Origin of the sequence: Scopulibacillus darangshiensis (assembly GCF_004341035.1) — a bacterium.
In the GTDB taxonomy this organism is placed as follows: domain Bacteria; phylum Bacillota; class Bacilli; order Bacillales; family Sporolactobacillaceae; genus Scopulibacillus; species Scopulibacillus darangshiensis.
Genome location: NZ_SLXK01000003.1, coordinates 39,936 through 53,573, shown reverse-complemented (window position 1 = coordinate 53,573; position 13,638 = coordinate 39,936). Strand labels below are relative to the sequence as shown.

At 43.3% G+C, this 13,638-nt stretch carries 18 protein-coding genes; all 18 read right to left on the bottom strand.

Annotation, left to right across the window (positions count from 1 at the left end):
• Positions 1-513: 513 nt before the first annotated feature.
• Positions 514-1,401, bottom strand: coding sequence for a polyprenyl synthetase family protein (locus EV207_RS03555; protein WP_279389161.1), 888 nt, complete (start codon positions 1,399-1,401; stop codon positions 514-516).
• A complete protein-coding gene (gene xseB / locus EV207_RS03550) occupies positions 1,398-1,664 on the bottom strand; it encodes an exodeoxyribonuclease VII small subunit (RefSeq protein ID WP_132743725.1) in 267 nt (88 codons plus the stop codon). Before xseB ends, EV207_RS03555 begins: the two co-directional genes overlap by 4 nt.
• The gene (gene xseA / locus EV207_RS03545; protein WP_132743723.1) at positions 1,657-3,012 is read right to left on the bottom strand and encodes an exodeoxyribonuclease VII large subunit; all 1,356 of its coding nucleotides are present in this window, start codon (positions 3,010-3,012) and stop codon (positions 1,657-1,659) included. Before xseA ends, xseB begins: the two co-directional genes overlap by 8 nt.
• A gap of 4 nt (positions 3,013-3,016) precedes the next feature.
• Entirely contained in the window at positions 3,017-3,877 is an 861-nt protein-coding gene (gene folD, locus EV207_RS03540; protein WP_132743721.1) for a bifunctional methylenetetrahydrofolate dehydrogenase/methenyltetrahydrofolate cyclohydrolase FolD, read from the bottom strand.
• 23 nt (positions 3,878-3,900) lie between these two features.
• Positions 3,901-4,278: a transcription antitermination factor NusB gene (nusB, locus tag EV207_RS03535; RefSeq protein ID WP_132743719.1), complete on the bottom strand. Its 378-nt coding sequence runs from the start codon at positions 4,276-4,278 to the stop codon at positions 3,901-3,903.
• A 218-nt stretch (positions 4,279-4,496) separates the two neighbouring features.
• On the bottom strand, positions 4,497-4,901 hold the full coding sequence (locus EV207_RS03530; RefSeq protein WP_132743717.1) for an Asp23/Gls24 family envelope stress response protein: 405 nt from the start codon (positions 4,899-4,901) through the stop codon (positions 4,497-4,499).
• A gap of 20 nt (positions 4,902-4,921) precedes the next feature.
• A complete protein-coding gene (accC, locus tag EV207_RS03525; protein WP_132743715.1) occupies positions 4,922-6,274 on the bottom strand; it encodes an acetyl-CoA carboxylase biotin carboxylase subunit in 1,353 nt (450 codons plus the stop codon).
• A gap of 11 nt (positions 6,275-6,285) precedes the next feature.
• On the bottom strand, positions 6,286-6,792 hold the full coding sequence (accB, locus tag EV207_RS03520; protein WP_132743713.1) for an acetyl-CoA carboxylase biotin carboxyl carrier protein: 507 nt from the start codon (positions 6,790-6,792) through the stop codon (positions 6,286-6,288).
• Positions 6,793-6,916: 124 nt separating this feature from the next.
• Positions 6,917-7,450 carry a SpoIIIAH-like family protein gene (locus EV207_RS03515; protein WP_132743711.1) on the bottom strand — a complete coding sequence of 178 codons (534 nt, stop codon included), beginning with the start codon at positions 7,448-7,450 and terminating at the stop codon, positions 6,917-6,919.
• Entirely contained in the window at positions 7,450-8,136 is a 687-nt protein-coding gene (spoIIIAG, locus tag EV207_RS03510) for a stage III sporulation protein AG (RefSeq protein ID WP_132743709.1), read from the bottom strand. Before spoIIIAG ends, EV207_RS03515 begins: the two co-directional genes overlap by 1 nt.
• A gap of 4 nt (positions 8,137-8,140) precedes the next feature.
• On the bottom strand, positions 8,141-8,782 hold the full coding sequence (gene spoIIIAF, locus EV207_RS03505; protein WP_132743708.1) for a stage III sporulation protein AF: 642 nt from the start codon (positions 8,780-8,782) through the stop codon (positions 8,141-8,143).
• Positions 8,783-8,793: 11 nt separating this feature from the next.
• The gene (gene spoIIIAE / locus EV207_RS03500; protein WP_132743707.1) at positions 8,794-9,987 is read right to left on the bottom strand and encodes a stage III sporulation protein AE; all 1,194 of its coding nucleotides are present in this window, start codon (positions 9,985-9,987) and stop codon (positions 8,794-8,796) included.
• Between the two features lie 16 nt (positions 9,988-10,003).
• Entirely contained in the window at positions 10,004-10,393 is a 390-nt protein-coding gene (gene spoIIIAD / locus EV207_RS03495; protein ID WP_132743706.1) for a stage III sporulation protein AD, read from the bottom strand.
• A gap of 44 nt (positions 10,394-10,437) precedes the next feature.
• Positions 10,438-10,641, bottom strand: coding sequence for a stage III sporulation protein AC (spoIIIAC, locus tag EV207_RS03490; protein WP_132743704.1), 204 nt, complete (start codon positions 10,639-10,641; stop codon positions 10,438-10,440).
• Between the two features lie 57 nt (positions 10,642-10,698).
• The gene (spoIIIAB, locus tag EV207_RS03485; protein ID WP_132743702.1) at positions 10,699-11,214 is read right to left on the bottom strand and encodes a stage III sporulation protein SpoIIIAB; all 516 of its coding nucleotides are present in this window, start codon (positions 11,212-11,214) and stop codon (positions 10,699-10,701) included.
• Positions 11,211-12,164, bottom strand: coding sequence for a stage III sporulation protein AA (gene spoIIIAA / locus EV207_RS03480; protein ID WP_132743700.1), 954 nt, complete (start codon positions 12,162-12,164; stop codon positions 11,211-11,213). Before spoIIIAA ends, spoIIIAB begins: the two co-directional genes overlap by 4 nt.
• Before the next feature lie 393 nt (positions 12,165-12,557).
• On the bottom strand, positions 12,558-13,115 hold the full coding sequence (efp, locus tag EV207_RS03475) for an elongation factor P (protein ID WP_132743698.1): 558 nt from the start codon (positions 13,113-13,115) through the stop codon (positions 12,558-12,560).
• Between the two features lie 61 nt (positions 13,116-13,176).
• Positions 13,177-13,608 carry a type II 3-dehydroquinate dehydratase gene (gene aroQ / locus EV207_RS03470; protein WP_132743696.1) on the bottom strand — a complete coding sequence of 144 codons (432 nt, stop codon included), beginning with the start codon at positions 13,606-13,608 and terminating at the stop codon, positions 13,177-13,179.
• Between the last annotated feature and the right edge of the window lie 30 nt (positions 13,609-13,638).

The window sequence follows — 13,638 nt, the reverse complement described above, 5'->3', positions numbered from 1 at the left end:
ATGTCAAAATGTGAACAGTCTAGGAGTTTTCCTCAGCAATCGTTACGATTTCCTAGCCTCTTTTGCAGAGTCGATTTCATATGATGAGAGCGAATGATGCGTCGGCCAAACGAACCACCAAGCTCAATATACCATAATCCCCTCGAAACTCCACTCAAGGCAGGCTACGCTGTTTGTTGAGTGCTGCACAAACGTCAGCTGCAAACAGGTTTTCCCCCATACTTTTCGCGCCATGTGCTAAAGTTATGGGTCTCCGCGAACGCAGGGTCATCGCCCACATGCCCTTGTGGATCGCCCTACGCTCTTTACTCCCAGAACCGACCCAAGGCTGGGCGCCCCAAGCCGGAACCAGGAACTTCATCGATGTGCCCTTATGCGGATTTTTAGCCCCGCCTTCAGAAATAGTAAGATCGACTAGAATACTGCACCACCTTATTCTTTATCTATATTATAGCATATTTCGCATGAAGGCGAAAGTGCGGGTGAATACACACGGTTCATTTTAGTCTATGATCAAGATGTTCGTTTTAATATATATTCCGCAATTTGCTTTAAACGTTCGCATTGTAGGCCGGTGACATTTAATTCATGGACCGCTTGCTGGAAATGATCATTCAATTTCTCTTTTGCCCCATCCATTGTCAGGAGCTTTGGATATGTATTTTTTTGATTAGCCACATCACTGCCTACAGGCTTGCCTAAATCCTGTTCATTGCCTTCTATATCCAATATATCGTCTTTAATTTGAAAGGCTATGCCCATATGCCGGGCAAATGATAACAACCTTTGGGTTACTGCCTTATTCGCCCCGCCTATAAGTGCTCCCGCCTCGACCGCGTACGTTAAAAGTTTGCCGGTTTTTCTTAAATGAATGCTTTCGAGATCAACCAATTCAAGAGCCAAGCCTTCTGCCATAAAATCATCGTGCTGGCCCCCGACCATGCCTTCTGGCCCAGCCGCCGCCGCAAGTTTCGTCACCAGTTTGAGCTTGGTTATTGAATCAATATCTTCTGAATCATTTGCGGCAATTTCAAAGGCAAGTGTCAATAAAGCATCACCTGCCAATATAGCTCCCGCCTCGCCAAATACTTTATGGTTGGTCGGTTTCCCCCGCCTTAAATCATCATTATCCATTGCAGGCAAATCATCGTGTATAAGCGAATACGTGTGAATCATTTCCAAAGCAACAGCCGTATTAAGACCTTTGGCAGGGTCCTGTCCCAATGCTTCGATCACCGCCAATAGTAAAATCGGCCGCAAACGCTTGCCCCCTGCTTCTAGGGAATAAATCATCGCTTCTTTTAAGGCATCGGGCGCGGATAATTTTTTTACAAAAAGCGGGAGTTGTGTATCAATCATCTCTTTTTTCTTATTTAAGTAGACGGTTATGTCCTCATTCACGCCATGTCGTCCTCCTGAATATTAAACGGCTTCATGCCGCCATCCTTTTCAATAATTTGATCCATTTTTTCCTCAACCTTTTCTAATCTCTGATGACACAATTTTGACAGGGTTATACCTTCTTGGAATAGGTCAATGGCTTCTTCCAAAGGAACTTCGTTTTCCTCAAGTTGTTTTACAATTTTCTCAAGCTTCTCCATAGCGTCTTCGAATGTAATGTCCTTTGTATTTGATGATGCAGGAACTTTATTTTCTTCAGTCATTTGGATCACGCTCCTCTATTCCCCATACTTGACAATCTAGTGTGCCGTCTGACATTTTTACCTTTAGTGGATCCCCAGGTTGTATGGTTTTGACAGATTTGACAAGAATATCTTCTTGAGTATAAGCAAGACTGTACCCTCGTTCCATAATACTTAACGGGCTTAACGCGTTTAACTGGCCGATCAAATGCTTCCAATCATGCTGCTTCCTTTGACTTTGGAAAGCCATTGCTCTGACAAGCCTATTCTTCATATTATCCGCACTTTCTTTATGCTGCCTTATTCTTTCTTCAGGATGGTGCTTATATAATATACGCGTTGTCTGCTCACTTTGATCTCTGTAATGCTTAATTTGCCGCTTCGCATTTCTTGTCAACTGGTCAAATAGCCGATCAAGGTCTTGTTCTTTTTGTCGGAGAAGTTGGGCGGGATATTTAAAGGCATAAGAACGCCGTAATCGGGCTAGGCGCTCAGCTTCCCTTTCCACCCTTTTATTCATTGTGTAGACCAAGCGTGACATGCGATCTTCGACCCGATTTTTCAGCTCATTAATATGAGGGACAACCAGCTCAGCAGCAGCTGTTGGGGTTGCTGCTCTCAAATCAGCAACAAAATCTGCGATGGTAAAATCGGTTTCGTGTCCGACAGCTGAAACAATCGGAATAGCAGAGTGGAAAATAGAGTGTGCCACTCGCTCTTCATTAAATGCCCATAATTCCTCAATTGATCCGCCGCCGCGCCCGACGATCAAAACATCCAGAAACCCCAAGTCATTGGCCGCTTTAATCGCTTTTGCAATAGAATCCGCGGCACGCTCTCCTTGAACCAAAACCGGGAAAACTGAAAGCCGCGCTGCGGGAAAACGCCTCTTGATCGTTGTAAAAATGTCCCTGATCGCGGCCCCAGTAGGAGATGTAATGATCCCTATTTCATAAGGAATCCCAGGCAGCGGCCTCTTTCTCTCTTTGGCAAAATAGCCTTCTTGATCAAGCTTCTTTTTTAACTTTTCAAAGGCAAGATAAAGATTGCCAATGCCGTCCGGCTGCATGTCCTTGATATACAGTTGATATTGGCCATAAGGTTCATATACCGAGATTTCGCCGCGGACAAGGACTTTCATCCCGTTTTCTGGAGTGAAATCCATCCTTTGGTTATGACCCGCGAACATGACCGCTTGTATCCTTGAACCTTGATCTTTGATTGTCAAGTACATATGTCCTCTGCTGTGTCTTTTAAAATTGGAAATTTCACCCCTAAGCCAGACATCTTGCAAGTGACGGTCGGATTCCAATTTCCTTTTCAAATATCTCGTTAATGCGGTTACGCTGATATACCTTTCCCCAGCCATTATATTACGCCGTTCCTTTATTTTGCTGCTTTGCTGCTTCAATGGTATTGACTAATAGCATTGTCCGTGTCATAGGACCGACACCACCTGGCACCGGCGTAATATAGCCCGCCTTTTCCTTTGCTTCGTCAAAAGAAACATCGCCGACAAGTTTTCCTTCTTTATTGCGATTCATTCCTACGTCGATGACGACCGCGCCTTCTTTAATATCATCGGCACCGATTAAATCGGCTCTTCCAACCGCAACAACAAGAATATCAGCCATTTTTGTATACTTAGACATATTTTCCGTTTTGGAGTGACAATACGTTACTGTAGCGTCTTCATTCAAGAAAAGCTGTCCAGCAGGCTTGCCTACAATATTGCTGCGGCCGACAATGACAACGTGCTTGCCCTTTATTGGGAGCTCCATTGTTGTCATCATCTCAATAATGCCGTATGGTGTGCAGGGTAAAAACGTGTTCTGATCTGTCAGCATCTTACCCAAGTTAATCGGATGAAAGCCGTCAACATCCTTGTCGGGGCTGATTGTTTGAATGACTTTCTGTTCAGAAATATGATCTGGAAGAGGCAGTTGCACTAATATGCCGTTAATATGATCAGCACGATTATATTTTTCAATTTCACTCAGCAGCTTATCCTCAGAAATGGATGCTTCATATCTTTGGAGTTCAGAATGAATACCGACTTCCTTGCAATCCCTTATCTTGCCTTTTACGTAGGACAGTGAAGCCGGATTTTCACCAACTAATAAGACGGCGAGCCCCGGTTTAATTCCTTTTTTCTGTAAGGCTTCAACTGTTTGCCGCATGGCTTCCCTTTTGTTTTTGGCAATCTCTTTTCCGCTGATTAATTGTCCACTCATTTTAAGGAACTCCTCCTTAACTTTTATTTCACTTTTGCCAGGATACCGTTGACAAATTTCCTTGTCCTGTCATCACCGAACGTTTTTGCAAGTTCGATGGCTTCATTCATTGCAACATTATTCGGGACATCTTCAAAATGCCTAATTTCACAAACGGCTAGACGGAGAATGGTTTTATCAATATTACCAATCCGGTCAAATTGCCAATTGATGAGATGTCGTTTGATCTCTTCATCAATTGTATCCATATGTTCTACAGTTTCCGTCACGAGCTTATGTAAAAACGGGTCAATGTTATCTGATTCTGTGACATTGGTCATAGCCTCTACTGGATCAGCCTGTCCGACAGATATTTGGAATAAAGCTTGTACAGCCTTTTCTCTTGCTTGTCTTCGATTCATAACTTGCCTTCCCTTCATTATTCTTACCCAAGAATGATAATAGCATAAAAACCTTGCTTTTATCATACTTTAATAAAGTTTTAGTTCGCTAAAGCGAAATAGCGGTATAAAGTATAAGCGCGAGCTAAGGCTTTCGCCATTAAAGGCGCGGGCGTAAGCCAAGTCTTCTTTATAGCCAAAGGTAAAAAATAAAAATCAAAGGGCGCACCCTTTGATTTTTATTTTATATCCTCCGCAACTTTCTTTTCCTGCTGTTCAAACTGAATACCGACAACATGGATATTAATGGCTTTAACATCCAATGCTGTCATGGTTTTCAACGTCTGCATGATATTATCTTGAACCTTTTGCCCGACTTCCGGTATCGACACACCATAATTCATATGCAATTGGACATCGACCAATATGCCTTCATCCGTTAAATCGACTTTAACACCTTTACCGTAGCTTCTTCGGCTGATTTTCTCGACGACACCTGTGGCAAAGCCGCCGTGCATCGATGCAACGCCTTCTACCTCAGTGGCAGCTAAGCTTGCGATAATTTCGATAACCTCAGGTGATATTTCTACCTTGCCGAGGTCCGACCCGCTTTCTTCCATTTCAAACATTTGATTCTCTTCCATGCCCCGTCACCTCCAAAGAATTAATCTTGATCAGTCAAAGGATACTTTTCAAGGAACTTCGTATTAAAATCTCCCCCAATGAAGACAGGATGGTTTAACAAACGCAAATGAAAAGGAATGGTCGTTTTGATTCCTTCAATCACACACTCACTCAAGGCACGCTTCATTTTATTGATCGCTTCTTCACGCGTTGCACCATAAGTAATGATTTTTGCGACCATCGAATCGTAGAAGGGCGGAATGGTATAGCCAGGGTATACAGCAGAATCCACCCTTACTCCCGGTCCGCCCGGCGGAAGATACATCTCCACTTTTCCGGGGGAAGGCATAAAATTTTTGTCCGGATTCTCCGCATTAATCCGGCATTCGATCGAGCAGCCGTTAAAGGTTATATCTTCCTGACGGTAGCTAAGCTTATGGCCTGAAGCAACCAAAATTTGTTCCTTAATAAGATCTATACCCGTCACATATTCGGTTACGGGGTGTTCAACCTGAATACGGGTGTTCATCTCCATGAAGTAAAAATTCCCGTCTGCGGCAAAAATAAACTCGACTGTTCCAGCACCGCTATAATTAACAGCCTTTGCTGCTTGAACAGCCGCATCACCCATTTCCTGACGTTTCTCCTCATCAAGAGCCGGTGATGGTGTCTCTTCAACAAGCTTTTGCAACCGCCTTTGAATCGAACAGTCCCGCTCGCCAAGGTGGATGACATTGCCAAAGTTATCGGCCAGAACCTGGATTTCAACGTGGCGAAAGTCTTCTATAAATTTTTCAAGGTAAACGCCCGGGTTGCCGAAAGCCGTCTCAGCTTCCTGCTGTGTAATGGCAATGCCCTTCTTTAATTCCTCTTCATTCCGGGCAATCCGGATGCCTTTACCGCCGCCGCCGGCTGTTGCTTTTATAATTACTGGGTATCCTATTGTTTCAGCTACTTTAACCGCCTCCTCGATGGAAGGCACAATCCCGTCAGAACCAGGAACAACAGGGACGCCAGCCTCTTGCATTGTCGTCCGGGCCACATCTTTTATCCCCATACGGTTAATGGCCTCAGACGACGGACCGACGAAAATAATATTGCATTCCGAACAGATTTCAGCAAAATCGGCGTTCTCCGCCAAAAAGCCGTAACCTGGATGAATGGCATCCGCCCCCGTCAAGGTCGCGACGCTCATGATGTTCGTATAGTTAAGATAGCTGTCTTTCGAAGCGGTTGGTCCAATGCAGTAAGCCTCATCTGCTAATTGAACATGAAGTGCTTCCTTGTCAGCCTGTGAATAGACTGCCACTGTTTCGATATCTAATTCTTTACAGGCACGAATAATTCGAACTGCTATTTCTCCTCGATTGGCAATTAATAACTTTTTTATCATGTGTGTAACTCCTATTCTGCTTTAACTAAGAACAGCGGCTGACCATATTCGACGAGTTGTCCGTTTTCTGCTAAAATCTCAACAATTTCGCCCTTTACATCCGCTTCAATTTCATTGAAAAGTTTCATGGCTTCGACAATACATACTACAGAATCCTTATCCACTTTTGCTCCTGCTTTTACAAAAACATCGGCATCAGGTGATGGTGAAGAATAGAATGTGCCGACCATCGGCGATTCAATCTTATGTAAATTGCTGTCATCTGTCGTTGCTTCTTTTTGTTCTGGCCCAGATGATTGTTCCTGTGATACAGGCTGCGGTGCCACGGCGGGAGCAGCTGTTTGAACAGGCTGCAGTGCCGGTTGAATCGGCTGCTGGATCGGTGTTTGGATGATCTCCGTGTGGGTGCCGCCCTTTTTCATAGCAATTTTGGCCCCATCTACTTCATACTCAAATTCATCAATTGTTGAATCGTCGATTAATTTAATTAACTCTCTGATTTCTTGTACTTTTAGCAAAGTCTAGCACTCCTTTAATCAAAACCCACATTTTTAGTACCATTATAGCACACTTGTTTGATTGTCTGCACTAAGACGACCAAAAAGGGCTGTGCCATAAGGCAACAGCCCTCTAAAAATGGGTTTATTTTTTTGCAATAGCATAGTTCACTTGGACAAGTTTTTGACCTCCGAAATATTTGTGGGCCATCCTCTGGATCTCATTTGCCTGTTTGCTTGACATATCTTCAGATGCCACATAGACGGTAACATTGTTTTCATCCGTTGACACAACCGCATCGGCATAGCCTTTACTTTTAATCATGTCTTCGAGCAGCTTTTCATTGTTAGCAGTCGTTTGCAGTGCCTCCATTTTGTCGTAGGCCTTATTGACATCTGCTACTGTGCTGTTATCAGACGTTATGACACTTTGATATTCATTTGCCTTTTCTTTCTGATCATCTGCCTTCTTCAAACTATACTCGGCAAGCTGATCCTCGGAAGTTACCTTTGTATTGACCGGCTTACCGGCTACATCAGCTGCTTTCTGCCCGTTTTGTTTGGTATCCGCCGCCTGATCCGATGTGGACCCGCCAGGAGATGTAATGTAATAGACTGAAAGGACAATGATCAAACTTAACATCGTTAATAACCATACTGTTTGTTTTTTTAACACCATTAAGGAGCCTCCTTAGCTGTTCTTGGTAAAACTTGAACTTTATAGGTTGGCACATTTAGCACCGTACTGACAGCCTCCATGATCCAGGACCGGATTGTCGGGCTGTCAGCACCTTCCGCAACTACCAGCACGCCTCGGATCTCAGGTTTTCGCTGTCCAGCAACAAGCGGATGCTTGTTGTTCCCATCATCGATCACAACCACTTCATTGTCATTGCTATTTTCTTTGACTTCTCTTTTACCACCGTTCTTATCTGTTTCTTCCGTCCTATTCGTTTGTGTCTTTTCATTGCTTTGATAGATGTTTCTTTCCGTAGAATCCAGTGTCACCCATGCTGAAACGTTGGTAATCCCTGTGACTTTGTCTAGGATATCTTCTATGTGCCGTGAGTAATATTTCTCATACTCGCCAATGGAAGAAAACTTTTTGTTCATCTCGTCTGATTTCAGGGAGGATAGCTGTTCTTTCTGTGAACCGTTCGCGTTAAAAACCGGTGCCGTCCCTTTGTCTGACTTAGGATCTTGTCCTGTTATAAAATGACTGAGAAGCATGAGGGCAACACCTAATGCAAACAGAAGGGCCAGCACTTGTACCGGTGATTTCTTTGACTTCGATGAGGTTTTAGGCTGTGCTTCTTTTTTTGTAAAGAACAGCCCTTTCAATTGTTCAATCAGTCTGTTCCACATTTTGCTATCCTCCTTCCATTTGAACGATGATTCTGCTTTGATCAACGCCCCATTTTTCTGCTAGGAAAGCCCTGACTTCCTTCTCCTTCTTTTTCATAGGCTTATCCTTTTGTGCCGGCGTTGACGTCTTTTCATCATTGATATTAATATTGACCTCTTCCACCGGCTTGACCTCTTGCTTATCAGTTGCTTCGGCTTTTCCCTTTTTCGCTTGTCCGACAATTACATCAGCTTTTTCGATAGTCCAGGGGTTCTGACCCTCTTTACCTTTTTTAATTGTGAGATGTAAATCTTTAATAACTAATCCATATTGGTCTACCAGCGCCTCCTTTACACTTTTTTTCATTTGGACATCCATATAGTTATGAATATATGCGCTTTGTGCCCCTAGTATTTCACTTTCTTGTTTTTTCATTGAATTTTTCATTTCTGTTCCGCTGTTTTTGTTTGCTATCGTTCGGATTGTTTGGTTTATATCAACATTTAATAGCTTAGTAACAGGAGTTAAAAGTGTGATGATCAATATCAAACCTATGACCATTTTTACATATTTTTGAAAGCTATTACTTGGAAGTAGAAGCTCCAAAATAATGGCAAATAGAATAACTAAAATAATCTGAGTCATCCATTGGGTGATAAACGACATCAAAGCCCCCCTTATCTCGCCATTATTGATAAATTGCCCGCAGCAATAATAATCGTGACAGCCAGGAAAAACATCAAGGATACAATAACGAGAGCGGCGAAGATATAGATCAAGCTTTTAGCCATAATTGACAGACTTTCGATAACAGGGCCACCCCCAAGCGGCTGGAGGATTGCCGCAGCCAAATTATATATCAATGCTAATGACAGAACTTTAAGGGCAGGGAAAACAATCAAACAGATCAATATAACAAGTCCCGCCAAGCCGACCGTGTTCTTTAGCAACATCGATGCGCTGATCACTGTTTCCGTGGCGTCAGTGAACATCCGACCTACCACGGGGACGAAATTCCCCATCAAAAATTTAGCTGTTTTGCCTAACACACCATCCGAAATAGCTGTAGCCGCACCTTGGACTGACATTACCCCAAGAAAGACAGCAAAGAATACCGCAAGCGTGCCAATGGCAATATTGCGAAGTAATGCGGCAAGCTTAGTAACCTTATAGTGATCAGTCAGCGTGCTAACGATTTGCAATAGCGCAGATAAGAATAATAATGGCAGGACAAAATTAGCGACAAGCCAGCCATTTGAATTGATCAAAAAGACGATTAAAGGGTGAAAAAAGGCCACTGACGTGATACTGCCAACTGAGGCCGTCAGCGCTAAAACTAACGGCATTAACGCCAGCAAGAAGTGGCTCATGCTCTCAATTGCGTCTGTTGTATATGTGATGGCAACCCTGAAGCTATTTAAAGAAAGAATAATAAGAACGAGATAGACAACGGCGTAGGCTACTTTAGACACCGATTTATGTTCAAATGCATTTTGAATCGCTTGCAGAATCATGGAGAATACCGTCAGCATGATCAAGGTGCCAAGGAGTTTGCCGTTAATTAAGAGCTCATGAAATAAATATTTTACGGCACCTGAAAGCCATCCTTTAAGCATCCCGCTCTTGTCGGTTTTCAAAAAGCTCTTAAAATCCATCTTTTGGCTTTCGGGTAAAAAACCGTGATATTCTGTAATAACTTTTTGCCAGTAATCCTGAATCTTATCCGTATCCAGCTGATTTAACTGTTTATCAACCCATTCCTCTTGAGGGGTTTGTCCATTTGCAGCGGCGGGTAAAGAAATCAATATGATAAATAGAATGATGAGACCAGCAATGATTTTTTGCGGCAAGAGAGCAGGCAAATGGCTCATTATTCATAACCTCCCTTTATTGAGGAATCAAGCCGATGACAGTCTTTATGATGGCCGTCATGATCGGAATGGCCAAAACAAGAATAAGTATTTTTCCCGCCAGTTCAATTTTGGATGCTAGTGAACCCTGCCCTGCATCCTTCGTAATTTGCACACCGAATTCCGCAATATAGGCGATGCCGATGATTTTTAAAATCGTTTCAACATAGATAAGATTTAAGCCCGCGCTTACAGCAAGCTTCTTGAGCATGTCCAACACAGAACTGATTTGACCAATTAGAAATATAAAAATGAGCGCCCCGACAAAAACTGTTAGCAGGAAGGCAAAAGCAGGCTTTTGCTCTTTTAGAACCAAGACGAGAAAAGTCGTGATCAGCCCCAGGCCTACAATTTGGAGAATATCAATCGAAGTTCCCCCCTTAGTGTTAAGAAAGCTTGGCTCTTCATCTTTTACTGGAAGAGAAAAACACTCTTAATTTTTTCAAAAAGGTCATCGATAAGTGTTGCCACCATGTATAAAACGACGACAAAACCGATCAGTGTCACCCATTGCGCCCAATCATCTTTGCCCATTTGTTTCAGCACTGTCTGAATCATGGCAACAATGATGCCGATCCCCGCGATTTGAAATATTGTATTGACATCCAATGACATGAGGGTTCCTCCTCTATCGTTCTCTATTTCCGAGAGCTGTTCCACGCGGAAATAAAACTAAAATAACAACAATACAACGAGCAAACCCGTCAGAAATCCCAAGCTTTTGGTCATTTTTTCATATTTGGCCTGCATATCACGGGCATCGGACTCTTCCCGTTCTAAATGGGATAGCGCCATCTGAATTTGTTTTTTTTGATTTTCGCTGTCATGCTTGCCGAGAGTAGCGCCAAATTGGTGCAAAATTTCCTTTTCACTGCTTTTTAGCGCTGTTTGGTGCCAAAACACTTCAATTGTTTCGTCCCATGCTGTTTGAAGTGACTCAGCACCATCATTTAGCTTGACGACAAGCTGAGAAAAAAAGGATGCCAGAGGTTCCGGCAATTGTTCTGAAAGATGGACTGAAGCTTCTTTAACAGGTGTCAGGCCGTACATAATTTCCGCCTCTAAAGATTGAAGGGCGTTCCTTAGTTGTCTGAGTTGTTTGGGTCTGTCACTGTAACGTCGAGCAAGAATAAAACCCGCAAGCGTTGTTGCCATAATAATAATTAATGCGCCGATGATTTTAGTCATGATGTCATTTTCCCGGTTCTATGGACAACCTTTCCTTGTCCATCTAGAATTCTGTTAATCCTTCCATTATGGCCCTGGCCCGCTCTGTTTGAAAGCTCGACATACCGTTCAAACACACCGGTTTCAAGCAGCGGCGAGATGGTCGGGCGTTTGAACAGCTGTTGATAGCCGGCACTATGGACAGTAGCCATAACAGCTACACCGGCATTCATTGCCTCTTGCAGGGCATCACTATCTTCCTTTCTGCCGATCTCATCGACAACCAGAACATCTGGACTCATCGAGCGAATCAGCATCATCATGCCTTCTGCTTTTGGGCAGGCATCTAGTACATCCACACGCTGTCCCAGTTCATTTTGGGGAACACCTCTCAAGCTTCCCGCAATTTCCGAACGCTCATCAACAATTCCAACCTTTTTCGATAAAATACTTTGCTCTGGAATCCCTGAACTGATGAGCCTCGACAGATCTCTGAGCAGTGTTGTCTTGCCTGTTTGCGGGGAACCAATAATCAGTGTGTTATACCAATGGCCGCCTTCAAATAGATAAGGTACCAACGGGAGTGCAGCACCAATTTTCTGTTTGGCAATCCGTATGTTAAAAGAACTGATATCTCTTATTAATTTGACTTGGCCGCCCCTCGTCACCACATGGCCGGATAAACCGACCCGATGGCCGCCGCTGATTGTGATAAACCCGCGCCGCAGTTCCTCTTCAAGGGCATAGAGGGAATACTCGCTAAGCTTGTGGATGAAGCTTTGAGCATCTTTTTGGGAAAAGCTTGCATCCTGGTTCTCCTGAATACGAGGGTAGGGCCTGCCATTCATCACAATTTCAATCTGGCGGCCGACCCGAAGCCTAATCTCCTCAATGTTCTCATGCTCAGTCCTAGGTATAGATTGGATATACCCCATTGCTGATGCCGGCAGAATCCTGAGAATCTCCTTCATAATGATCATCCTTTAATTTATACTTTAAAAATGTTTAAGTTCGCTAAAAGCGAAAAAGCGGAATAAAGTAAAAATAATGCTCCTCCGCTTCGCTTTGTCGCAAGGCAGCAAAGATGGGTATTCAAGCAGAAGCCTTGCAACTAAGGTTTTCGCCATTAAGGCGCGGGCGTAAGCCAAGTTTTCTATATAAACTGCTGTGACTTATCACAAATATATGCGGGCTTGTACTGAATATGCTAAAGAAAACTAGCCGATTGGCAGTCTTTAGAATGGCGCTGCCAGAGGCTTAGTTGCACTTATGTGCGTAAGAAAGTTTATACTTTCTTATTAACGCAAAAATCCCCGTGAACGATGTGTTCACGGGGATGAATTTGAAACGAGTTAAGTATGCTGTTATGCGCGGGAAACGTAATCCCCAGAGCGCGTATCGACGACTAATTTATCACCCTGATTGACAAAAAACGGTACGTGGACGATATAACCGGTTTCTAATGTCGCTGGTTTTGAGCCTCCAGATGCTGTATCACCTTTGATTCCCGGTTCAGTCTCTGCCACTTCCAAGACAACGGTGTTCGGTAATTCGACACCAAGCGTCTCGCCTTCGTATGTTTGAATATTAACTTCCATATTTTCCTTAAGGAAGTTGAGTTGTTCTTCAATTTGGCTGTCTTCCAATTCAATTTGTTCATAGGTTTCCAGATCCATGAAAGCATGGGCTGAGCCATTTGCATACAAATACTGCATCTTGCGGTTATCAATATGAGCTTTAGCTACCTTTTCTCCCGCGCGGAATGTTTTTTCCTGTACGGAGCCGGTTCTTAGATTCCTAAGTTTGGAGCGGACAAATGCTGCACCTTTTCCAGGTTTGACATGCTGAAATTCCATGACGGACCAAATCCCGCCGTCAACCTCTATAGTTAAACCCGTACGAAAGTCGTTTACTGAAATCATTGCTTATTTTTTCCTCCTTCATTATTCCTACCTGTTCTATGTTCTTTCTGCTGCTAAAATATTATGAGCGCTCTAAAAGCTCGCAAAGGGCATAATGATACCCCTTAAAACCGAGGCCAACGATTTGGCCAGCCACTACAGGAGCCGTCACAGATTCATGACGAAATGCTTCTCTCGCATGGACATTGGACAAATGAACTTCAATGACGGGAAGCTGAATACTTGCAATAGCATCACGAATAGCATAGCTGTAGTGTGTATAAGCGCCGGGATTAATGACAATGCCCAGATAGTGTCCCTCTGCTTCATGTATCCAATCAATGATTTGCCCCTCATAATTGGATTGGACACACACTGTATCGAAACCCTTCTCTTTCCCCAATTCAATTAATTGGTTTTCAAGATTTTCAAGGGATTCTTTTCCATATACACCTGGTTCTCTTTTACCTAAAGCATTAAGATTCGGGCCGTTAATGACAAGAAACCGTTTCATAAGAAACTCCTTTTAGCAGAAAAATAGAAT